Annotated in this window: 21 protein-coding genes and 1 tRNA gene; 14 read left to right on the top strand and 8 right to left on the bottom strand. The window is 58.4% G+C overall.

Translation table 11 applies throughout. The annotated features are described in order from the left end of the window. Positions 1 to 14: 14 nt before the first annotated feature. Positions 15 to 104, top strand: coding sequence for a hypothetical protein (locus tag VL003_RS01720; RefSeq protein WP_414708215.1), 90 nt, complete (start codon positions 15 to 17; stop codon positions 102 to 104). A 14-nt stretch (positions 105 to 118) separates the two neighbouring features. Here VL003_RS01720 and smpB read toward each other — a convergent pair whose 3' ends face one another. Next, the gene (gene smpB, locus VL003_RS01715; protein ID WP_325438950.1) at positions 119 to 574 is read right to left on the bottom strand and encodes an SsrA-binding protein SmpB; all 456 of its coding nucleotides are present in this window, start codon (positions 572 to 574) and stop codon (positions 119 to 121) included. A 57-nt stretch (positions 575 to 631) separates the two neighbouring features. On the opposite strand from smpB, the gene VL003_RS01710 reads away from it, so the two are divergent. The 3 genes from VL003_RS01710 to VL003_RS01700 are packed head-to-tail and all read left to right on the top strand — an operon-like array spanning position 632 to position 2621. Beyond that, on the top strand, positions 632 to 1066 hold the full coding sequence (locus VL003_RS01710; RefSeq protein ID WP_325438948.1) for a type II toxin-antitoxin system RatA family toxin: 435 nt from the start codon (positions 632 to 634) through the stop codon (positions 1064 to 1066). Continuing rightward, positions 1056 to 1484 carry an RnfH family protein gene (locus tag VL003_RS01705; protein ID WP_325438946.1) on the top strand — a complete coding sequence of 143 codons (429 nt, stop codon included), beginning with the start codon at positions 1056 to 1058 and terminating at the stop codon, positions 1482 to 1484. The genes VL003_RS01710 and VL003_RS01705 overlap by 11 nt, the downstream gene beginning before the upstream one ends. Beyond that, positions 1485 to 2621, top strand: a complete 1137-nt coding sequence (locus VL003_RS01700; protein WP_325438944.1) for an enoyl-CoA hydratase/isomerase family protein — start codon at positions 1485 to 1487, stop codon at positions 2619 to 2621. A gap of 61 nt (positions 2622 to 2682) precedes the next feature. On the opposite strand, the gene ygfZ is transcribed toward VL003_RS01700, so the two are convergent. Beyond that, positions 2683 to 3639, bottom strand: a complete 957-nt coding sequence (gene ygfZ, locus VL003_RS01695; protein ID WP_325438942.1) for a CAF17-like 4Fe-4S cluster assembly/insertion protein YgfZ — start codon at positions 3637 to 3639, stop codon at positions 2683 to 2685. 106 nt (positions 3640 to 3745) lie between these two features. Here ygfZ and mltG point away from each other — a divergent pair, with 106 nt between their 5' ends. The 5 genes from mltG to VL003_RS01670 all read left to right on the top strand — a co-directional run bounded on the left by mltG (position 3746) and on the right by VL003_RS01670 (position 8353). Continuing rightward, a complete protein-coding gene (gene mltG, locus VL003_RS01690; RefSeq protein WP_325438940.1) occupies positions 3746 to 4756 on the top strand; it encodes an endolytic transglycosylase MltG in 1011 nt (336 codons plus the stop codon). A 2-nt stretch (positions 4757 to 4758) separates the two neighbouring features. Further along, a complete protein-coding gene (gene tmk, locus VL003_RS01685) occupies positions 4759 to 5409 on the top strand; it encodes a dTMP kinase (protein ID WP_325438938.1) in 651 nt (216 codons plus the stop codon). Further along, a complete protein-coding gene (gene holB, locus VL003_RS01680) occupies positions 5406 to 6470 on the top strand; it encodes a DNA polymerase III subunit delta' (protein WP_325438936.1) in 1065 nt (354 codons plus the stop codon). Before tmk ends, holB begins: the two co-directional genes overlap by 4 nt. A gap of 7 nt (positions 6471 to 6477) precedes the next feature. Beyond that, on the top strand, positions 6478 to 7248 hold the full coding sequence (locus VL003_RS01675; RefSeq protein WP_325438934.1) for a TatD family hydrolase: 771 nt from the start codon (positions 6478 to 6480) through the stop codon (positions 7246 to 7248). Between the two features lie 211 nt (positions 7249 to 7459). Then, positions 7460 to 8353 (top strand): ankyrin repeat domain-containing protein, encoded by an 894-nt coding sequence (locus tag VL003_RS01670; RefSeq protein ID WP_325438932.1) that lies wholly within the window; start codon positions 7460 to 7462, stop codon positions 8351 to 8353. Between the two features lie 91 nt (positions 8354 to 8444). Here the strand turns inward: VL003_RS01670 and VL003_RS01665 are convergent, their stop codons facing one another. Genes VL003_RS01665 through dapD form a run of 4 tightly spaced genes read right to left on the bottom strand, consistent with a single transcriptional unit; the run spans position 8445 to position 13232 of the window. Next, complete coding sequence (locus VL003_RS01665; RefSeq protein WP_325438930.1) at positions 8445 to 10370, bottom strand: ABC-F family ATP-binding cassette domain-containing protein; 1926 nt, start codon at positions 10368 to 10370, stop codon at positions 8445 to 8447. After that, entirely contained in the window at positions 10367 to 11263 is an 897-nt protein-coding gene (gene prmB / locus VL003_RS01660; RefSeq protein WP_325438928.1) for a 50S ribosomal protein L3 N(5)-glutamine methyltransferase, read from the bottom strand. The genes VL003_RS01665 and prmB overlap by 4 nt, the downstream gene beginning before the upstream one ends. Beyond that, positions 11260 to 12411, bottom strand: coding sequence for a succinyl-diaminopimelate desuccinylase (dapE, locus tag VL003_RS01655; protein ID WP_325438926.1), 1152 nt, complete (start codon positions 12409 to 12411; stop codon positions 11260 to 11262). The genes prmB and dapE overlap by 4 nt, the downstream gene beginning before the upstream one ends. Continuing rightward, positions 12411 to 13232, bottom strand: a complete 822-nt coding sequence (gene dapD, locus VL003_RS01650) for a 2,3,4,5-tetrahydropyridine-2,6-dicarboxylate N-succinyltransferase (protein ID WP_325438924.1) — start codon at positions 13230 to 13232, stop codon at positions 12411 to 12413. The genes dapE and dapD overlap by 1 nt, the downstream gene beginning before the upstream one ends. Before the next feature lie 170 nt (positions 13233 to 13402). On the opposite strand from dapD, the gene VL003_RS01645 reads away from it, so the two are divergent. Continuing rightward, a tRNA-Leu gene (locus VL003_RS01645) sits at positions 13403 to 13487 on the top strand. A 32-nt stretch (positions 13488 to 13519) separates the two neighbouring features. Here the strand turns inward: VL003_RS01645 and VL003_RS01640 are convergent. Continuing rightward, positions 13520 to 14398, bottom strand: a complete 879-nt coding sequence (locus VL003_RS01640; RefSeq protein ID WP_325438923.1) for a lipid A biosynthesis lauroyl acyltransferase — start codon at positions 14396 to 14398, stop codon at positions 13520 to 13522. Between the two features lie 230 nt (positions 14399 to 14628). On the opposite strand from VL003_RS01640, the gene tig reads away from it, so the two are divergent. The 4 genes from tig to lon all read left to right on the top strand — a co-directional run bounded on the left by tig (position 14629) and on the right by lon (position 20710). Then, positions 14629 to 15942, top strand: a complete 1314-nt coding sequence (tig, locus tag VL003_RS01635; protein ID WP_325438921.1) for a trigger factor — start codon at positions 14629 to 14631, stop codon at positions 15940 to 15942. Further along, entirely contained in the window at positions 15943 to 16605 is a 663-nt protein-coding gene (gene clpP, locus VL003_RS01630; RefSeq protein ID WP_325438919.1) for an ATP-dependent Clp endopeptidase proteolytic subunit ClpP, read from the top strand. Positions 16606 to 16697: 92 nt separating this feature from the next. Continuing rightward, complete coding sequence (gene clpX, locus VL003_RS01625) at positions 16698 to 18005, top strand: ATP-dependent Clp protease ATP-binding subunit ClpX (protein ID WP_325438917.1); 1308 nt, start codon at positions 16698 to 16700, stop codon at positions 18003 to 18005. A gap of 233 nt (positions 18006 to 18238) precedes the next feature. Further along, positions 18239 to 20710, top strand: a complete 2472-nt coding sequence (gene lon, locus VL003_RS01620; protein ID WP_325438915.1) for an endopeptidase La — start codon at positions 18239 to 18241, stop codon at positions 20708 to 20710. 77 nt (positions 20711 to 20787) lie between these two features. Here lon and VL003_RS01615 read toward each other — a convergent pair. Then, a partial coding sequence (locus VL003_RS01615) for a LexA family protein (RefSeq protein ID WP_325438913.1) occupies positions 20788 to 21018 on the bottom strand: 231 nt, incomplete at its 5' end.

Genomic DNA, 21018 nt, shown 5'->3' with positions numbered 1-21018 from the left:
CCTGCCATCGCATTGTGGGGGCCGACCAGACACTTACCGGTTATACGGGTGGGTTGTCCCGCAAGGTGGCCTTGCTTCAGATAGAAGGCTTCGAGCTAAGCTGACCCGCGCAGCAGTGCTATTTGTTGCGGGTGTCGTGTTTTAGCAGGCGCTCTTTTTCGCGCTGCCAGTCTTTGTCGCGAGCTGTGTCGCGCTTGTCGTGCAGCTTTTTGCCGCGCCCCAGACCAAAATCCATTTTGATGCGGCCGTTCTTGTAATGAAGGTTAAGCGGCACCAGCGTGTAGCCGCGTTGCTCGACCTTGCCGATCAGCTTGCTGATTTCGTCGGCCTTAAGCAGCAGCTTGCGTGTGCGGGTGGCTTCGGGGCGGATGTGCGTGGACGCAGTGGGCAAGGGGCTGATATGCATGCCCACGACAAAGATTTCGCCGTCGCGCACAATAATGTAGCTTTCCTTGATCTGTACATGGCCTGCGCGTATTGCCTTGACCTCCCAGCCTTCAAGCACAAGACCTGCTTCGAAGCGGTCTTCGATGAAGTAATCGTGGGTTGCCTTGCGGTTATCGACAATGCTCATGAATCAAGATTGGTGTAGAAGGTAAAATCATTACATTCTATCCATTAACGACATTCGATGCATACAGTCCAACGTTCAGTACTCGTTCCCTACAATCAGGCCCAAATGTTTGATCTGGTGGCCGATGTCGAAAAGTACCCCGAGTTCATGCCCTGGTGCGGCGGCGCAGTGGTACAGCATCGCGACCAGGACGGCATGCAGGCGTCCATTACCATCAGTATTGCCGGCATCAAGCAAACGTTCACCACACGAAACGAACACCAGTACCCTGAAGTCATCACGTTTCATCTGGTCGACGGCCCGTTTTCGGCCCTGACCGGAACCTGGCGCTTTCAGGAGCTGGCAGCCGATGCCTGCAAGGTGCTCTACACCATGCAATACGCATTTTCCAATCGGGCGCTTGAAATGGTGGTGGGCCCGGTTTTCAATCGCATTGCCACCAGCTTCATCGACTCGTTTACACAGCGTGCCCAAGCCTGTTATGAAGACTAAGGCGGTCAGCGGGCGCTCCGGCCCGGCTGGTGTGGAAGCCGTCAACGAGCAGGGCGGTCAGCCCACTACGTCCAACGTAACGGTTACCGTGGTGTATGCGCAGGCTGACGTCAGTTGGCAAGTTTGTGTAAAGGTGCCTGCCGGCACCGATGTGGCCGGTGTGGTCAGGCTTAGTGGGTTTGCTCAGGCCTTTCCCGAATATCCAATCGATGCGCCGGCCGTAGGCATATTCGGCCGTCGTTGCCGTTCGGACCAGGTAGTGGGGCAGGGTGACCGCATTGAAATATACCGCCCGCTCAATTTTGATCCGATGGAATCGCGAAGGCGTCGAGCCGCTCATCGCAAGGCGGCCGGGGCTCAGGCACCGTTTCGGCCACGCCGTGTGCGCAATACCAATAATTTGAACCCGGAGTCCTGAATGAGCACTGATCTGTTGTTTAGCACCCTGAATGCCCAGGGCGGCCGAAAAATTGGCGTAGCGGTGCTGAACCGCCCCGACAAGCTCAATGGCCTGACCCTTGAGATGTGCCGGGGGCTCAACCAGCAACTGGATCAGTGGGCGCAAGACGACGCGATTGCATTGGTGGTGCTGACCGGAAAAGGCGACAGGGCTTTTTGCGCAGGCGGCGACCTGCACCGCCTGCATGCCTGTATTAACGCCGCGCAGCCCAACGACCCGTGGAGCAACACCTACGCGCGCGAGTTCTTCGCCGAAGAGTATCGACTTGACTACCGCATTCACCAGTACCCGAAGCCTGTGTTGTGCTGGGCCAGTGGCATTGTCATGGGTGGTGGTGTGGGTCTGATGATGGGCGCCAGCCATCGCGTCGCGACCGAAACCACCAGTTTTGCCATGCCCGAGATCACCATCGGCGCGTTTCCCGACGTTGGGGCCAGTTGGATGCTCGAACGCCTTCCGGCCGGATTGGGTGTGTTTCTGGCATTGACCGGCGCCAGGCTGGCTGCAGCCGATTGCCGGTATCTGGGTCTGGTCGATTATTGCCTGTATTCGGCGGGGTGGCCTTCGTTGAAGCAAGGTCTGCAAACCACCCGGTGGTCGAATAACCGGCACGAGAACGATGTGTTGCTTGATCGCCTGCTGCGTTCCAGTTCAGTGTCCGACATGGGGTCCACAGCCCTGCAACCCGAGTACGAGCGCGTTGCCGAACAATGCGACGGGCCTGACTTCGAAGCAATATGCAGAGGGATCCGTGGCTGGCAAGACGCATCCAACACTTGGCTGGTACGGGCGGCTCAAACCTTTGTCCACGGATCACCGGGTTCGGCGCGGCTGGCTTTTACTTTACAAAAACGGGCCCGGGGCCTGTCACTGGCCCAGGTTTTTCAGATGGAGTACACGGCCATGCTGCAGTGCGCGGCAAGTCCCGACTTCAGAGAGGGCATCCGGGCGTTGCTGGTCGACAAGGACATGGCGCCGCAATGGCAGCCTGCCTCGATTGAGCAGGCTGATGAACAGTGGGTCGAGAAGTTTTTCGTGCCTTCGTGGCCCGCAGATACCGAGCATCCGCTGGCCGATCTGGGCGCCTGCGCTTAACCCGTCTATGGTTTACAGCCGGGCAGTGCCGCGCCGCTTTTGATGCGCCGCCGCTTTTATTTTAGTCGGCCTCGGCGGTGTCAATCGCATAGGGCAAGGGCTGGATGCCGATTTTCACCCCTTGCGCAGAATCAAGCCGGTACTGGGCCGTGCCCAGGTCCGACAGATGTACCTCAAGCAACAAGTGGGTTTGACCCTGGTCGGTTGCGGCATTGACGATACGGCCGCTGGGTGATTCGGGCCTGGCCGCGTCGAAGATATCGGCGCCGACGGTTGGCGCGTGGGGTGTCGTGGCAACACCGTAAGCGGTACGCCGTTTGATGGTGCCTCGATAATGACTGCGGGCAACGACCTCTTGGCCCGGATAACAGCCTTTGGTGAAGTGAACACCGTCGATCAGGTCAAGATTGAGCGTTTGCGGAATGAAGACGTCTTGGGTGGCGGCTTCGACCCAGGGCAAGCCCGCGGTAATGTCGGCCGCTTGCCAGGCAGAGGGTGACTGGGCGACGGTCTGAATTTGAGAGACGTGTTCGGGCAAGGAAACCAGCCACCAGCGCTGCGTGTCGGCGTCGGCACGAGGGGCACTGACCCAGACGCCCTGGTCGGTCTGCACCACGGCCCAGGGGGCGGCATTGGGCGGTATTGGCAAAACTGGTTCGGTTGTGTTGCCCACGGCACCCGCCGGCAGCGTGATGCCCCAAACAGCCTGCGGTTCGAGTGCGATTTTTACCTTGGCGCGCAGCACAAACATGGAAAGGCGTTTGACCAGCCCCTGTGCAATGTCAGTTTTGACCAGTGCGACAAGCTCGTCGGCTTGTGCGGGGTCGCGCCAGATGACCAGCGTGGCCAGTAGACGCCCCTTGGGCGTGCAATAACCCGCCAGGCGTGCCTGGCCCGGCACAAGCCCGGTGATGTCTTGTGTTAGCTGGCCATGCAGGAAGTGGGCGGCGTCGGCGCCGGTAAACCGGATGACGGAAAGGTCGGCCAGGTGGGCCGCATAAAAAGCAGAATCATTCATGGTGGCGGGGTATCAAAACACTACTGCGTTTATGATAACGGCAATCCACTACAACGCCTCATGAAGGCCTAGCGTGTCTAGGGTTATAGGCTACACTTTTGAATCAATGAAACGTATTTTCGGCAAATTTCTACTCTATGGCGTGCTGGTTGCGGCGCTTGCGATTTTGGCGGCCGGTACAGGGGCTTGGTATTGGGCCACTCAGCGGCCCGTACCCATGGACGCCGAGCGGGTCGACTACCTGGTCGAACGGGGCGGCTCTGTGCATAGCGTGGTACGCACCATGAACGAAGCAGGCATACAAATTGATCGACGTGCTTTTGTGGCGCTGGCACGTATCACCGAGCTCGACCGCGAAATTAAAGCCGGTGCCTACGAAGCCAATCGCGGCGACACGCCCTGGAAGCTTCTCGAGAGAATGGCGCTGGGCGACATGACGCTGACCCGGCTTACCCTGGTCGAAGGCTGGACCTATCGACAAATACGCGACGCGCTTGCCGGCAGCGACCAGGTCAGCCAGACGCTCGCCGGGGTGTCCGATCAAGAGCTGTTGCGTCGCCTGGGCGCACCGCACACGCACCCCGAAGGGCTGTTTTATCCCGATACGTATGTCTTTACGCCGGGCACCACCGACTTCGATATTCTGAGGCGTGCCTACCATGCGCAAGAGCAGCAGCTTGACAAGCTCTGGGCCGAGCGTGAACCCGACCTGCCGTTGGCCACCCCCTACGAAGCCTTGATACTGGCGTCCATTGTCGAGAAAGAAACGGGTCACAGCGCTGACCGAAACCGTGTCGCGGGGGTGTTCATCAATCGATTGCGCATCAAGATGCCGCTGCAGACCGACCCGACTGTCATTTACGGCATGGGCGAGTCTTATCAGGGGCGTATCCGCAAGCGCGACCTGCAAACCGACACGCCCTGGAACACATACACGCGCGGGGGCTTGCCCCCGACGCCCATTGCCAGCAGCGGCTTGGCCGCGCTGCATGCCGTGCTCAACCCCGAGAAGCACAAATATCTTTACTTTGTCTCGCGGGGCGATGGCACCAGCGAATTCTCCGAAACACTGGTGGCGCATAATCGCGCCGTAGCAAAATACATTCTGGGGCGCTGAATATGAACACCTCACGCGGCTGTTTCGTTACGCTCGAGGGACTGGACGGCGCAGGCAAAAGCACCCATGTGCGCGGCCTGGTCGATCATTTGCGTGCTCGGGGGATACCAGTTGTGTGCACCCGGGAACCGGGGGGCACCGATATGGGCGAAGCCCTGCGACAGATCGTTCTGACCCAGCCCATGCAGCTTGAAACCGAGACCTTGCTGATGTTCGCCGCCCGCTGCGAGCATCTTCGCACGGTCATTGAGCCTGCACTGGCCGCAGGCGAGTGGGTCGTGTGCGACCGCTTCACCGATGCCACTTACGCCTACCAGGGTGGTGGGCGCGAGCTGGGGGCCCAGCGCATTGCGGTGCTCGAACAGTGGGTGCATCCTCATGTGCAACCCGACCGCACCTGGCTGTTCGACGTCCCGCTTGAAGTGGCTCGCGAACGGCTGGCGCGAAGTCGGGATCTTGATCGCTTCGAGCAAGAAGGCGAGGCATTTTTTGAGCGCACCCGAGCCGCTTACCATGAGCGTGCGCGTCTTGCGCCGCACCGGTTTCGCATGCTTGATTCCAGCCGCGACATCGAGGTTGTGCGTTCTGATCTTTTTGCTCAGGCCGACCACCTGATTGCAGCCTGGCAACAGGCGCCCAAGGCCGATCAATGAGTGCGCCGGCTTCTTTTCTGCCCTGGCAGGCAGACATTGCCGGTCCATGGCTGCAGCATCGCGAACGCTTTGCGCACGCCTGGCTGATACACGGCCTGGCCGGCATTGGCAAACGCCAGTTTGCTTTGGCGGCCGCCGCAAGCTTGCTGTGTGAAACGCCGCAACAGGGTATGGCGTGTGGCCACTGCTCTGCATGCACCTGGGTGGCCGCGGGCAATCATCCCGATCTGCGCCGTATTCGGCCCGATGCGATTGCGGTGCTCGAAGGCGAGGAGACCGGCGGCGAAGCAGACCCGTCTTCGGCGGCTGCTCGTAAAGCGCCGTCGCGCGATATACGTGTTGAGCAATTAAGGTCGCTGCACGACTGGTTCAACACCGCCACTCATCGTGGAGGCTGGCGAGTTGCAGTGTTGTATCCGGCCGAGGCGCTGAACGTCATATCGGCCAATGCCTTGTTGAAAGTGCTTGAAGAGCCCCCGGCCAATACCGTGTTTTTAATTACTGCCGATGCGCCTGACCGTTTGTTGCCGACCCTGGTGTCGCGTTGCCGGCGCCTACCCTTGCCGGTGCCTTCTGCACAACAATGCCTGCCGTGGCTGGCCGAGCAGGGCGTAAAAGACCCCTTGCCGTGGCTGGCAGTGGCCGGTGGCGCGCCGCTGCTGGCGCTTGAGCGATCGCGCGGCGACGACAAAGCCTGCCCGGGTTGGGTCGAGCAGTTGCTCCAGGCGTTGGCGCAAGGAAGCACCCCGAATATCGGCGCCTTGGCTGATCTGCTTGAGAAGCAGGCGCCGGCGGCCTGGATCGACTACTTGCAGCGGCTGTTTGTCGATCTGTCGCTGGCAGCCTTCGACGCACCGCTGCGTTATTTTCCTGCCCAGGCCGACCTCATTGCTGCGGTGGCGCAACCGGCAGCCAAAGATCGGCTGGCCGAAACCGCCAAGTGGCTGGTTTCGCAGCGGGCAGTGGCCGAGCACCCGCTAAACGCCAAGCTCTTCGTGCACGCCGTGCTGCAGCGTGTGGTGCAGGCTTGCGGCCCAGCAATCAACTCCGAAACGGTTTAATTCAACTATGTATGTAGATTCACACTGCCATCTTGATTTTCCCGAACTGGCTGAAAACCTGCCCGAGGTTTTACAGCGCATGAAGCAGAATCAGGTCGGTCATGCTCTGGTTGTCAGTGTCAGTTTGCCGCAATGGCCCGGCCTGATGCAGGTAGTAGAGCCACACCAGCATCTATATGCTTCAGTCGGGGTGCATCCTGACTACGAAGACACGCCCGAACCAGAAGCCGACCAGCTGGTCGAAATGGCCAGGCATCCCAAAGTAGTGGCGATTGGCGAGACGGGGCTCGATTACTTTCGAAAGCCCGAGCCGTTGGACTGGCAACGCGAGCGTTTCCGCACGCATATTCGTGCAGCCCGCGCCAGCGGCTTGCCGCTGATCATTCATACAAGGGCTGCCGGCGACGATACCTTGCGCATTCTGCGCGAAGAGGGCGCTGATGAGGTTGGCGGCGTCATGCATTGTTTTACCGAGTCATGGGAGTTTGCTCAGGCAGCCATTGATCTGAACTTCTATATTTCGCTTTCGGGCATTGTTACGTTCAAAAGCGCCGCTGATCTGCAGGATGTCGCCACCCGTGTCCCCCTTGATCGCCTGCTGATCGAAACCGATTCGCCGTTTTTGGCGCCCGTGCCTTTTCGGGGCAAAACCAATGATCCGTCGCTGGTGGTGCATGTGGCCGAGAAAATCGCCGAACTGCGGGGCATGCCGGTGGCCGAGGTCGCTCGTGTCACGACCGATAACTTCTTTGAACTGTTTCGAAAGATACAGCGTTGATCCAAAGCTGCACGACGAATGGGCAGGTAGTGTTGCCGGCGGCGTGAACGATTTTGGGTGGATACGGCTACGATTCCATGCAAAACCCTATGATTAGTAAAAAACCTTTTAAATCAAAATATTAAGCGAGTTACTTAAGGTATTTTATCTAAAGTAAATTATCTGATAATTTGATTTAACTATAAATATTAAGTTATTGATTTAATTGAATATGAAGATATCAATCAAAGTATTTGCAGCCTGTGCCGCCCTTGCGGTTGCCTCATCCGCCTGGGCGGCACAGGCCAACTGGTGGCTCGATATCGCCAATGATCGCATCGAGCAGGTTCGTTCTCAACTGGCGCTGGGCGAAGACCCCAACGCCGTCGATAAGACCGGGCAACCGGCCCTCATGCTGGCCATTCAAGAGGGGGCCTGGAATACTTACGATCTGCTGGTCCGCCATCGCAACATCAACGTCAACATCACCAACACCAGCGACGAAACGCCCCTGATGTACCTGGCGGTCATTGGCCAGACCAAGCGCGCCGAGGCGTTGATCAAGAAGGGGGCCGAGGTTAATCGTCTGGGCTGGACACCCCTGCATTACGCAGCGTCAAAGTCTCACGTCGATACCGTTAAGCTGCTGCTGGCCAATAAAGCCATGGTCAACGCTCCGTCTCCTGACGGCACTTCGCCCTTGATGATGGCGGCTTACGCCGGCAGTGAAGAGATCGTGCGCATCTTGCTCGCGGCCGGCGCCGATGCCACGGCCCGTAACTTGCGGGGCGAAGACGCTGCCGACTGGGCCCGGCGCCGCAACCACGCGCGTTTGGCGGGTCAACTCGACGCACTGACTCAACGCGTGCTCAAGAGTCGGGCTGCGCGGGCCGGGGCGGCGACCTCGGCCGGCGCAAGCGCAGGGGCCGCGGCTTCAGGCGGCGCTGATCCCGTATTTACCCTTGACATCGCCGAACCCTCGGTTCCTGATACGGTGCGCAGCACGCGCGATGCGACAGGTAAATCGGCGAAACAGCCCGGTTCCAGCGAAGCAGAGCAAGATTCCGGCTCAAGCTCCAGATACTTTGATCTGCAGCGATTCGAACGCGACGACAATCGATTCTAAGAGGGGCCCTGCCAAGCCAAAAGCGGGTGCGCTACGGGTGCCGCCACCGAAACAAAGCGTAAAGGCCTGGCCCCGGCGCCGGGGCGGGTCTTTAAACCAGGCTTTCCAGTTCTTCCTGGCGCTCCAGCCATTCTTCTTCCCAGGCAAGTACCTGCTTGCTGAGTTCACCATGCTCTGCCAGCACCTGAGGCCGGTTTTCGCGGTGCAGGTCGGTGTAGAAATCGGGATCGGCGATAAGCTTGTCCAGCTCGTCAAGGCGAACGCGAGCACGTTCCATTTGGGCCTCGAGTTTCTTAATGGACGACTCGATGGGCTTGCGCAAGGCCGATAATCGCTGACGTTCTTGCGCCTCTTCCCTGCGCTGAGCCTTGCGATCAATTGTGGGTTCGTCGGCGGGTGTTGCGGCGGCGCGCGCCTCTGCCCGTTGGCCGGCGCTTCGGGTGTTCAGCCATTCGCGGTAATCGTCCAGATCGCCGTCAAACTCCAGTACCCCGCCGTCGGCAACGATCCAGAAGCTGTCGACGGTGGTGCGCAACAGATGGCGATCATGGGAAACCAGCAGGACGCTGCCGTCGAATTCTGCCAACGCGGTGGCAAGCGCCTCGCGGGTGTCGACGTCCAGGTGGTTGCTGGGTTCGTCCAATAGCAATAAGTTGGGCTTTTGCCAGACGATCAGCGACAAGGCCAGCCGCGCTTTCTCGCCGCCGGACATGGGAGCGACCCGGCTATTGACGGTATCGCCGCCGAACCCGAACCCTCCCAGGTAATTGCGCAGTTCCTGCTCGCGGGTTTGAGGCGCAAGCCGTGCCAGATGCTGCAACGGGGTTTCGTCGAGCCGCAGCATGTCAAGCTGCTGTTGCGCAAAATACCCGATATTCAAACCTTTTGATGCCTTGCGCTCGCCGGCCAGTGCCGGCAGCTCACCGGATAAGGTCTTGATCAGCGTACTTTTACCCGCTCCGTTCACACCCAGAATGCCGATGCGGCTACCGGCGCGCAGCATCAGGGTAACGTCCTTGAGAATAACGGTATCGGTCTGTGCATCGCCGCCCGGATAGCCGACCGACACCTCGCGAAGTGTCAGCAATGGGTCGGGCATGTTCTCGGGATTGGGAATGCGTATGTCGATGCCCGACTCGGCGTGAATCGGTGCCAGCTCTTCCATGCGTGCCAGGGCCTTGACCCGGCTTTGCGCCTGTTTCGCTTTGGTCGCCTTGGCTTTGAACCGATCAATGAAACCTTGCAGGCGGGCGGCTTCGCGGGTCTGGCGCTCCCAGGCGATGCGTGTCTGGCGCAGACGTTCGGCGCGCTGGGTCAGGAAGTCTTGATAACCGCCGCGATAGCGCACCAACTTCTCTTGATCGAAGTGCAAGATGGAACGCGCCACCGAATCCAGAAACTCGGTGTCATGAGAGATCAGCAGCACGGTTCCCTGGTAGCCTGAAAGCCAGCGCTCCAGCCACAGCATGGCGTCCAGATCCAGGTGGTTGGTGGGTTCGTCCAGCAGCAACAACTCAGACGGCGCCATCAGCGCACGCGCCAGCGCCAGTCGCATCTGCCAGCCACCCGAAAACTCGCCCACGGGGCGCATCCAGTCTTTTGGGGCAAAGCCCAGGCCGGCCAATAGTTGTTCAGCCCGCGATGGTGCGCTCCAGGCGTCCGCCTCAATCAGTGCGGCCTCGAGTTCGGCGATGTGATGTCCGTCTTCGTCGCCGGCTGTGCTGCGTTCAGCTTGCAGGCGGCGCAGATGGGTGTCGCCGTCTATTACGAACTCGCGGGCAGGCTGATCGAACGCGGTGATCTCTTGCTCGACAGCGGCAACCCGCCAGGTTTCGGGAACGCTTAGCGTGCCTGCGTCAGCATCGATCTGGCCCCGCAGCAACGCAAACAGCGTAGATTTACCCGCCCCGTTCTTGCCTACGATGCCCAAACGCTCGCCCGGGTTTACCACAAAGTCGGCTTCTTGCAGCAATACCTTGACGCCGCGCCGTAATGTCAGGCCGTTAGCGCGTATCACGAGACAAGCTGCTCCCGGGTCAGCATCAGGATCTGGTCATTGCTTTGGGCGGTGCTGAGCCAGATCGGCTCAAGCTCTGGAAAGGCCGAGACGAAATTCTCGAACTCATTACCTATTTCAAGCACCAATATGCCGTCATCGCTCAGGAAACGGGGGGCGTCACGCACCAGGCGGCGCACCAGGTCCATGCCGTCGTTGCCCCCGGCCAGCGCCATGGTGGGCTCGTGGCGGTACTCGGGGGGCAGGGCTTCCATGGAGCCATCGTTGACATAGGGTGGGTTGCAGATAATCAGCTGGTAGCGGCAGTCGGGCAATTGGTCGAACAGATCGCTGCGATGGGTTGCTACGCGTCCGTCCAGGCCGAACTGCTCGATATTGATGTCGGCCACTTCTAATGCATGGTCAGAAAGGTCGACGGCATCGACCTGGGCATTGGGGAAAGCCAGCGCGGCCAATATGGCCAGGCAGCCCGAGCCGGTGCAAAGGTCGAGCACATAGTCGACGTTGTCGGGGTCGGCAATCCACGGGTCAAGGGCGTCGACCAGCAGTTCCGAAATGGGCGAACGGGGCACGATGACACGGGGGTCGACGAAGAAGCGATGACCTTGCAACCATGCTTCGCCCGTCAGGTAGGCGGCGGGTATGCGCTCGGCAAGCCTGCGCTCGATCAGTTCGAGGCAGCGCTTTTTCTCATCGCTTACCAGGCGCGCGTCCAGGAATGGCTCCAGGGTGTCCAGCGGCAGGTTCAGTACATGCAAAAGCAAATACGCGGCCTCGTCCCAGGCATTGTCGCTGCCGTGGCCGAAAGACAGCTTCGCGGCGTTGAATCGACTTACTGCATAGCGCAGGAAGTCTCGTAGGGTGTGCAGCTCTTGCAGGGTATTGGTGTTCATGCAGCGTCTCCGTCGTCCAACAGCAGGTTTTCAAGTGTACGGCGGTAGATGTTCTTCAAGGGTTCAAGATCGTCGATGTTGATATGTTCATTCGTTTGATGAATGCTGGCGTTGATGGGGCCGAACTCGATCACCTGGGGGCAGATTCTGGCAATGAAGCGACCGTCTGAAGTACCACCGGTGGTCGACAACTGGGTCGTAACACCGGTTTCGTCGAGTATGGCCCGGCCGATCGCGCGGCTAAGCTCACCCTCGGCGGTCAGAAAGGGCTCGCCGCCCAACGTCCACTCTAGATCGTACTCGAAGCCATGAGCATCGAGCACGGCCTGCACGGTTTGCTTTAACGAAGCCGGTGTGCTGTCGGTCGAGAAACGGAAGTTGAAGTCTATTATCGCCTCGCCTGGCACCACGTTGGTGGCACCGGTTCCGGCACGCAAATTGGAAATTTGAAAGGTGGTGGGGGGGAAATGCTGATTGCCCTGGTCCCAGCGCAAGCCGACCAGTTCAGTCAGGGCCGGAGCAAGCAAATGAATGGCATTGCGTGCCAGGTGGGGGTAGGCCACATGCCCCTGGCGTCCCTTTACCGTAAGACGGCCCGAAAGCGAACCACGCCGCCCGTTCTTGACCGTATCACCCAAGGTCGATACCGAGGTAGGCTCGCCGACAATACAATAGTCGGGCAGTTCGTTGCGCGCCTGCAGTACGTGGCACACCTTCTGGGTACCGTCGATCGAGGGGCCTTCTTCGTCCGAAGTGATCAGCAAAGCGATTGAGCCTTTGTGATCGGGGTGGGCGGCCACAAACTCTCGGGCTGCTACGGCAAAAGCGGCAATCGAGCTTTTCATGTCGGCCGCGCCGCGTCCATACAGCTTGCCGTCGCGTTCAGACGGGGTAAAAGGCTCGCTGTGCCATTTTTCCAGCGGGCCGGTGGGCACGACGTCGGTGTGGCCGGCAAACACCAGCAGCGGTGCGCTTGTGCCGCGTCTTAGCCACAAATTGGATACTTCACCAAAGGGCAGGTGTTCGGCTTTAAACCCGCTGGGCGAAAGCTGCTGTGCCAGCAAATGCTGGCAGCCGCAATCGTCGGGCGTGACCGAAGCCCGGCTGATCAGCGCCGTTGCCAGACCGCGTACAGAAGACTCAGGCATCAGGCTCTCAGCAGTTCGTTGATGCTGGTTTTGGAGCGCGTCTGGGCGTCGACCCGTTTGACAATGACCGCGCAGGCCAGGCTGTGCGAGCCGTCGGCTGCCGGCAACGAGCCAGGCACGACCACCGAGCCGCTCGGAACGCGTCCGTAACTGACCTTGCCAGTGGCGCGGTCATATATCCTGGTGCTTTGCGACAAGTAGACTCCCATCGCCAGCACCGAGTTTTCTTCGACAATAACCCCCTCGACAATCTCGGACCGCGCACCAATAAAGCAGTTGTCTTCAATGATGGTGGGGTTGGCCTGCAAGGGCTCGAGTACGCCTCCTATGCCCACACCCCCCGACAAATGCACGTTGCTGCCTATCTGTGCGCAAGAACCTACGGTGGACCAGGTGTCGACCATTGTGCCGTCGCCGACATAGGCGCCGATATTGACGTACGAGGGCATTAATACTACGTTGTTGCCAATGTAGGCACCGCGGCGCACTGCAGCGGGGGGCACTACGCGAACACCGTCTCGAATAAAGTCTTGAGCACTGTACTGTGCATACTTCAACGGCACTTTGTCGTAGTACTGCAAGGGGGGCTGTCCGCCTATCTCGTTGTTTTGCAGCCGAAACGAAAGCAACACCGCCTTTTTTATCCACTGGTGCGTGATCCATACCCCATCGATCTTCTGGGCGACGCGCAAACGTCCTTCATCGAGCGCATGCAGTACTTGCGAAATGGCCTCGCGTAGCTGTGGTGGCGCGTTGTCGCTGTCGATCGAGTTGCGATCCTCCCAGGCTAGATCGACAATTGTTTGGAGTTCTTTAGTCATGCTTTGGCAGTAGTTGGTTAGATGTGACTGCAAGAACAAGAATCAGGCGGGTACATGAGCGAGCAGCTTGTCAAACAAGTCAGTGAGATTTTAACTGACCCGATTGCTCAAGCAAAGAATACTTGCTAGAATTTTAGGCTTGCTTGGATTTTTGCTTTGTTACCCAAATAGCGAACGTGGCGGAATTGGTAGACGCACCAGATTTAGGTTCTGGCGCCGAGAGGTGTGAGAGTTCGAGTCTCTCCGTTCGCACCATTAGGGTATTGAAGGGCAATGAGCTACGGCCCCTAGTAAACTGACGCTTCGCCTTGCGGGCGACGCTTGAAGCGCCGGTGCACCCAATAGTATTGGTCCGGCATTCGCCTAATTTGGCTTTCCAGAAAACTATTCATTTTCTGGGCGTCGGCAACTACATCGCCTGACGGAAAATTCATCAAGGGCTCGAAGATGCGCAGTGTGTATCCTTTGTGGCCCTCTTTTACCTCAGCAACAAAAGGCACGACCCTGGCCCCGCTTAATTTGGCCAGGCGGGATACCGCCGTCAAAGTGCAAGCCTGCACGCCAAAAAATGGGGCAAAGACCGAATCGCGCAGGCCGAAGTCCATGTCAGCGGCCAGCATAATGGGCTTGCCCGAACGTAAAATTCGTAGCGTGCTTCGTGCGCTGGCGTGTCGCGGCACCATTTCCGTTCCGAACCGGGCTCGCTGTTTCAGGGCCAAGCTATCGGTGCTTTGATCCGACATGGGCGTGTAGATTGACGCCACCGGATGCAGGGTCGAGTAATACATACATACCGCCTCAATGGCCGCGAAGTGGAAGCCCAGAAAAATGGTCGGCTGGTCGTATCGGTCTTGCAACGTGAAGGCGCTTTGGAGATCGGTCAATGAGGCCAGACGCTTTGCGCTGCCATACCATTGAATGCCCCGCTCAAGATAGCTGCGTATGACGTGCTGAAAAACCTGCTTGCCCAGTTGTTGCCGCTGGACTTCGCTTTTTTCGGGAAAGCACAGTTGCAGATTGGTATGCACGATATGTCGGCGATTGCCGGGGATTCTGTACAGCAACGAGCCAAGGCTTTCGCCCATTCGGGCGACGACGGAGTACGGAAGGATGGACAACACGCGCAGTACGCTCGCTGTCAGGATGCTTTGGATATGGGTGTTCAAGAGAACCGCAAGAAAAGATGAGTGAAACAGAAGGCGGGAACTGCGCAACATAAAAAGCGCAGCCTGTAATGAAGCAGAGTAACACGCATAACCAGGCGCCGGGCACAAGCATATATAGCCCGTTTCAGCGTGCTTACAATGGGGCATCCAACGCCGCGTAATTCGGCCTGCCGACTTTCCGGTAAAATATCCTGTTCATCTATCCATTTACCAACATATATAGGTACCCAATGCAGCAGCCCGTGGTTGAAACTCTGTCTGGCCTGGAGCGTCGTATCGATCTCGTCGTTTCTGTTGCCGATGTCGAAAAAGAAGTCCAGTCGCAGCTCAAGCGTGTTGCGCGCACAGCAAAAGTTCAGGGCTTTCGTCCGGGCAAGGCGCCTTTATCCATGATCGAGCGCAGCCACGGCCCAGGCATTCGCTACGACGTCATCAACGCCGAGGTTGGCCGTGTGCTTGATCAGGCCATTGCCGATGCCAAGCTGCGCATCGCGGGCGTGCCCAACCTTGAGCCTAAGACCGAAGGCGTCGAAGAGGGTCAAATGGCTTTTTCGGCCACCTTCGAGGTCTATCCCGAGGTTGCCGTACCCGATTTGGCAGCCCTGCAAGTTACCCGCGCCAAGGTCGAGGTAGGCGATGCTGAAATTCAGCGCACGATCGATATCTTGCGTAAGCAGCGCGCCTCTTACGAACCCCGCGACGATCGTGCCGCTCAAGACGACGATCGTGTCACGCTTGACTTTGCGGGCACCATCGACGGCGTTCCGTTCGAAGGCGGCTCGGCCGAAAACTTCCCCTTCGTGCTGGGCCAGGGCCGCATGCTGCCCGAGTTCGAAACCGCCGTTCGCGGCCTGAAGGCAGGCGACACCAATACGTTCCCGCTCAGCTTCCCCGCAGACTACGGCGGCCAAGAAGTCGCTGGCAAAACAGCCGAGTTCAAGATCACCGTAACCCAGGTTGCCGAACCCATTCTGCCCGAAGTCGATACCGAGTTTGCCAAGGCGCTGGGCCAGCCCGAAGGCGATGTCGAGAAACTGCTGGCCGACGTGCGCGCCAACATCGAGCGCGAGGTCAAGGCCCGTTCGCAGGCGCGCACCAAGGGTAGCGTCATGGACGCCCTGGTTGCCGCATGTTCGTTCGACGTGCCCAAGGCCCTGGTCGACAACGACACACAAAACCGTGTCGCGGCCGCCCGCGAAGAGCTCAAGCAGCGCGGTGTGCCCAATGCCGATTCCCTGCCCATTCCACCCGAAACCTTTTCGGCTGAATCCGAGCGTCGTGTGCGTCTGGGTCTGCTGGTTGCCGAGCTGGTCGACAGCGCCGACCTTCGTGCCAAGCCCGAGCAAGTGCGTGCCCGCATCGAAGAACTCGCACAAAACTACGAGCAGCCGGCGCAAGTCGTGGCCTATTATCTTTCCGATCGCGAGCGTCGCGCCGAGATCGAGGCCCTGGTGCTCGAAGACAATGTGGTCGAGCATGTGCTTTCCAAGGCGCAGGTCACCGACGAAAACGTCGCTTTCGATGAACTCATGGGGACAGCATAAATGCGGCGATTCACTGATTTCTACGCGTCGATGTACGGCGGCGATTCTGTCGTGCCGACCGGGTTGGGTTACGTGCCTATCGTCGTCGAGCAATCGGGTCGCGGCGAGCGCTCTTACGACATCTACTCGCGCTTGTTGCGCGAGCGGGTCATTTTCTTTGTAGGTCCGGTCAACGACCAATCCGCCAACTTGGTGGTTGCCCAGTTGTTGTTTCTCGAGTCCGAAAACCCCGACAAAGATATTTCGCTGTATATCAACTCGCCAGGCGGGTCGGTGTACGCCGGCATGGCCATTTACGACACCATGCAATTCGTCAAGCCCGACGTATCCACGTTGTGCACTGGGCTGGCGGCCAGCATGGGTGCGTTTTTGCTAGCCGCCGGCGCAAAAGGCAAGCGCTACACACTGCCCAATTCGCGTATCATGATCCACCAACCATCAGGCGGTGCACAGGGTCAGGCTTCCGACATCCAGATCCAGGCACGCGAAATACTCAGTTTGCGCGAACGCCTTAATACGATACTGGCAGCCAACACCGGTCAACCGGTCGAACGCATTGCCGAAGATACCGAGCGTGATAATTTCATGTCGGCTGAAGATGCAGTATCGTATGGGTTGGTGGATAAAGTTCTGGTCTCTCGCTCCGATTCCGCCGAGGCGTAGGCCAGCCGGTCGGCAGGGCCGTTGCGGCAACTGCCGATTATTACTGACGGACGGCTTCGGCGAGCCGCGCCGTGATAGGAACTGATAGTTTTATGCCCGAGAAAAAAGGATCGGCAGACGAAAAAGTGTTGCATTGTTCGTTTTGCAATAAAAGTCAGCATGAGGTTCGCAAGCTGATCGCCGGACCCATGGTGTTCATCTGCGACGAGTGTATCGATCTTTGCACCGATATCATCCTGGAAGAAACCCAGGATGCCGCGCGCGATGCCATTCGCAACGAGCTACCCACGCCGCGCGAGATCAAAACGTTCCTAGACGGCTACGTTATCGGACAAGACGTTCCCAAGCGCAATCTTGCAGTGGCGGTTTACAACCACTACAAGCGCATCCGCTATGGCGAGGTCAAGGGCGACGACGTCGAGCTTTCAAAAAGCAATATCTTGCTGATCGGACCTACCGGATCAGGAAAGACGCTGCTTGCCCAGACACTGGCGCGCATGCTTGATGTGCCTTTTGTCATGGCTGATGCCACAACGCTTACCGAAGCCGGCTATGTAGGCGAAGATGTCGAAAACATCGTTCAAAAGCTGCTTCAAAACTGCAACTACGATGTTGAAAAGGCCCAGCGCGCCATCATCTACATTGACGAGATCGATAAGATCTCGCGCAAATCAGACAACCCCTCGATAACCCGCGACGTCTCCGGTGAAGGCGTGCAGCAGGCGTTGCTCAAGCTTATCGAAGGCACGGTGGCATCGGTGCCGCCCCAAGGCGGACGCAAGCATCCCAACCAGGATTTCGTCCAGGTCGACACCACCAATATTCTGTTTATTGTGGGGGGCGCGTTCGACGGCCTCGAAAAAGTCATCCGCGACCGTACCGAAAAATCCGGCATCGGTTTTTCCGCCTCGGTGCGCGCCAAGACCGAGCGCGGCGTCGGCGAGCTTTTCTCCGAAGTCGAGCCCGAAGACCTGATCAAGTTCGGTCTTATTCCCGAGCTTGTCGGCCGCTTGCCCGTTGTGGCAACGCTGCAAGAGCTCGACGAGCCCACCCTGGTTCGAATTCTTACCGAGCCCAAGAATTCGCTGATCAAGCAGTTTCAAAAGCTGTTCGAGATGGAAGACGTCGAGCTCGAGATCCGGCCGCAAGCGCTTAGCGCCATTGCCCAAAAGGCCATCAAACGGCGGACCGGAGCGCGGGGGCTGCGTTCTATTGTCGAGCAGGCGTTGCTGGGCACCATGTACGAACTTCCGTCGCTCGAAAACGTCAAAAGGGTAGTGCTCGACGAAAACGCCGTGCATGGTACTGGCGCGCCTTTGCTCATCTATGCAGACGAAGCCGATTCGGCCGACGAAATGGTCGATAAGCCTGCTGTTGCCAAGCTTAAGGGTGCTGCCTGAACCATTGGCTACTGATTCCCTTGTGGTTTGTGGGTTTATCGCTGCGACGACTTGAAATTTCCGCTATCGTCACTACATACACTCACATGTAGTACTCAAAAAGGGGGCGAGTGCGTTGCTTGTTTAGTTCGCACACTCAACTTCGGCACCGAACTTGAGCGTGCAGCAACTACACAAGCGGCACACAAGCTCCTCTTTTTGTTTCTAAAGCAGAGCTTTTAAAGGAAATTACTATGTCTGCGAGCCCGATTCTTTCTTCAGAACCCATGGACTTGCCCCTGCTGCCTTTGCGTGATGTGGTGGTTTTTCCGCACATGGTGATTCCGCTGTTTGTAGGACGCCCCCGTTCCATCAAGGCCCTTGAAATGGCCATGGAAGGCGGCAACAGCATTATGCTGGTGGCCCAGAAGTCGGCCGGTAAAGACGATCCTGCGCCCGAAGACCTCTACGAAATAGGTTGCGCCGCCAGCATCTTGCAGATGCTCAAGTTGCCCGACGGCACGGTCAAGGTGCTGGTCGAAGGCCTGCAGCGTGCCCGCGTCAACAGCGTTACCGAAGCCGACGACCATTTCGTGGCCAACGTCGAAGCCGTGGCACTCGACGCCGAGCAAGGCGCCGAGTCCGAGGCGTTGCGCCGCGCGGTGGTTGCCCAGTTCGAGCAATACGTCAAGCTCAACAAAAAGATTCCCCAAGAGATCCTTACTTCGCTAAGCGGCATCGACGATGCCGGCCGTCTGGCCGACACCATCGCTGCGCATCTGCCCCTTAAGCTCGAGCAAAAACAGCACATGCTCGAAATTACCGCTACCTCTCTGCGCCTCGAGAACCTGCTGTCGCAACTCGAATCCGAGATCGACATTCTGCAGGTCGAGAAGCGCATTCGCGGCCGCGTAAAAAAGCAGATGGAAAAAAGTCAGCGTGACTACTACCTCAACGAACAGGTCAAGGCGATTCAAAAAGAGCTTGGCGAGGGCGAAGAGGGCGCTGACATCGAAGAGCTCGAGAAAAAAATCGAGGCTGCGCAGCTACCCAAGGAAGCGCTTAAAAAGGCCGAGGCCGAGCTTAAGAAGCTCAAGCTCATGTCGCCCATGTCTGCCGAGGCCACCGTGGTGCGCAACTACATCGATACGCTCATCGGTTTGCCCTGGCGCAAGAAAAGCCGCATCAACAACTCAATTGTCAACGCTCAGCAAGTGCTCGACGCCGACCACTACGGCCTCGAGAAGGTAAAAGAGCGCATTATCGAGTACCTGGCCGTGCAACAGCGCGTCGACAAGCTCAAGGCTCCTATCCTTTGTCTGGTAGGCCCTCCGGGTGTGGGTAAAACCTCGTTGGGTCAGTCTATTGCTCGTGCCACCAACCGCAAGTTCGTGCGCATGGCGCTGGGCGGTGTGCGTGACGAAGCCGAGATCCGGGGCCATCGGCGCACATACATCGGCTCCATGCCCGGCAAGATCCTGCAGAACATGTCCAAAGTGGCGGTTCGCAACCCCTTGTTCCTGCTCGACGAAATCGACAAGATGGGTGCCGATTTTCGCGGCGACCCTTCGTCGGCGTTGCTCGAGGTGCTCGACCCCGAACAGAACCATACGTTCCAAGACCATTACATCGAGGTCGATTTTGACCTGTCCGATGTCATGTTTGTGGCAACCAGCAATACGCTCAATATTCCGCCCGCCTTGCTTGACCGCATGGAGGTCATTCGTCTGTCGGGTTATACCGAAGACGAGAAAGTGCACATTGCCTTTGACCACTTGCTGCCCAAGCTCATGAAGAACAACGGCGTGCGCGAAGCAGAGATGTCCATAGAAGAAGCCGCCATACGAGATATCGTGCGTTACTACACGCGTGAAGCCGGTGTGCGGGCACTCGAGCGCGAGATCAGCAAGATCTGCCGCAAGGTCGTCAAGAAAACGCTTGAAGCCAACCCGGGCGCATCGCGCACGGCGCGTCGCGGCTCGCCCAAGGGCGAGGTCGTTACGATCGAGGTCACCTCCGAAAATCTGGCCGATTTTCTTGGGGTTCGCCGTTACACCTATGGGATGGCCGAAAAAGAAAACAAGGTTGGGCAGGTTACCGGCCTGGCCTGGACCGAAGTCGGGGGTGATCTTCTTACCATCGAAGTCGCCGATATGCCCGGAAAAGGCCAGGTGCAGCGAACCGGCTCGTTGGGCGACGTCATGAAAGAGTCAGTCGAAGCGGCACGCACGGTCGTGCGTTCGCGCGCCCAAAAATGGGGTATTCCCAATACGTCGTTCGAAAAGCGCGATCTGCACGTGCACTTTCCGGAAGGGGCTACCCCCAAAGACGGCCCCTCGGCGGGTATTGCCATTACCACTGCCATGGTTTCCGCGCTTACGGGTATTCCGGTGCGGGCCGATGTTGCCATGACCGGCGAGATCACACTGCGTGGCGAGGTTCTGCCTATTGGCGGACTCAAAGAAAAACTGCTGGCAGCGCATCGAGGGGGCATCAAGGTGGTACTGATACCCGAAGAAAACGTGAAAGACCTTGCCGAAATCCCTGACAACGTCAAGAACCACCTGGAAATCATTCCGGTCAGGTGGATCGACCGCGTACTTGAAGTGGCCCTTCAAGACATGCCCGAGCCGCTTTCTGACGAAGAAGTGGCGCGCCTGGCAGCCGAGGCTGTGGCCAACACCAAACCTGCGGGTGAGACCTCGGGGGGTGTTTTCAGGCACTAGGCCCTTTTAGCTGTACAGCAACCCCGAATCACCAATAGCCAGGGTGATTCGGGGTTTTTTATTGGGCGTGCCCGGCTTCAGTGCAAGGGGGTATTGCGAATAAGCCCCACGGCGATGCCTTCGAGCGAGAATTCGTCTTGGGGGGTGACGATAATGGGGGAAAACTCGGGGTTTTCGGGTAAAAGCTGAATACCTGAACCTGACCGCATCAGGCGCTTGACGGTGACTTCGTCGCCAAGGCGTGCAACCACGATTTGGCCGTTTCGGGCTTCAGAGGCTTTTTTTACCGCTAATAAATCGCCGTCGAG

Source organism: Pusillimonas sp., from assembly GCF_035515275.1.
GTDB lineage: Bacteria > Pseudomonadota > Gammaproteobacteria > Burkholderiales > Burkholderiaceae_B > Pusillimonas.
The sequence above is the reverse complement of the archived record's forward strand: the minus strand, read 5'-3'. Positions and strand labels throughout refer to the sequence as shown.

Coding starts and splice junctions, on each gene's coding strand:
- smpB (WP_325438950.1), bottom strand. CDS start 574: ATGAGCATTGTCGATAACCGCAAGGCAACCCACGATTACTTCATCGAA.
- VL003_RS01710 (WP_325438948.1), top strand. CDS start 632: ATGCATACAGTCCAACGTTCAGTACTCGTTCCCTACAATCAGGCCCAA.
- VL003_RS01705 (WP_325438946.1), top strand. CDS start 1,056: ATGAAGACTAAGGCGGTCAGCGGGCGCTCCGGCCCGGCTGGTGTGGAA.
- VL003_RS01700 (WP_325438944.1), top strand. CDS start 1,485: ATGAGCACTGATCTGTTGTTTAGCACCCTGAATGCCCAGGGCGGCCGA.
- ygfZ (WP_325438942.1), bottom strand. CDS start 3,639: ATGAATGATTCTGCTTTTTATGCGGCCCACCTGGCCGACCTTTCCGTC.
- mltG (WP_325438940.1), top strand. CDS start 3,746: ATGAAACGTATTTTCGGCAAATTTCTACTCTATGGCGTGCTGGTTGCG.
- tmk (WP_325438938.1), top strand. CDS start 4,759: ATGAACACCTCACGCGGCTGTTTCGTTACGCTCGAGGGACTGGACGGC.
- holB (WP_325438936.1), top strand. CDS start 5,406: ATGAGTGCGCCGGCTTCTTTTCTGCCCTGGCAGGCAGACATTGCCGGT.
- VL003_RS01675 (WP_325438934.1), top strand. CDS start 6,478: ATGTATGTAGATTCACACTGCCATCTTGATTTTCCCGAACTGGCTGAA.
- VL003_RS01670 (WP_325438932.1), top strand. CDS start 7,460: ATGAAGATATCAATCAAAGTATTTGCAGCCTGTGCCGCCCTTGCGGTT.
- prmB (WP_325438928.1), bottom strand. CDS start 11,263: ATGAACACCAATACCCTGCAAGAGCTGCACACCCTACGAGACTTCCTG.
- dapE (WP_325438926.1), bottom strand. CDS start 12,411: ATGCCTGAGTCTTCTGTACGCGGTCTGGCAACGGCGCTGATCAGCCGG.
- dapD (WP_325438924.1), bottom strand. CDS start 13,232: ATGACTAAAGAACTCCAAACAATTGTCGATCTAGCCTGGGAGGATCGC.
- tig (WP_325438921.1), top strand. CDS start 14,629: ATGCAGCAGCCCGTGGTTGAAACTCTGTCTGGCCTGGAGCGTCGTATC.
- clpP (WP_325438919.1), top strand. CDS start 15,943: ATGCGGCGATTCACTGATTTCTACGCGTCGATGTACGGCGGCGATTCT.
- clpX (WP_325438917.1), top strand. CDS start 16,698: ATGCCCGAGAAAAAAGGATCGGCAGACGAAAAAGTGTTGCATTGTTCG.
- lon (WP_325438915.1), top strand. CDS start 18,239: ATGTCTGCGAGCCCGATTCTTTCTTCAGAACCCATGGACTTGCCCCTG.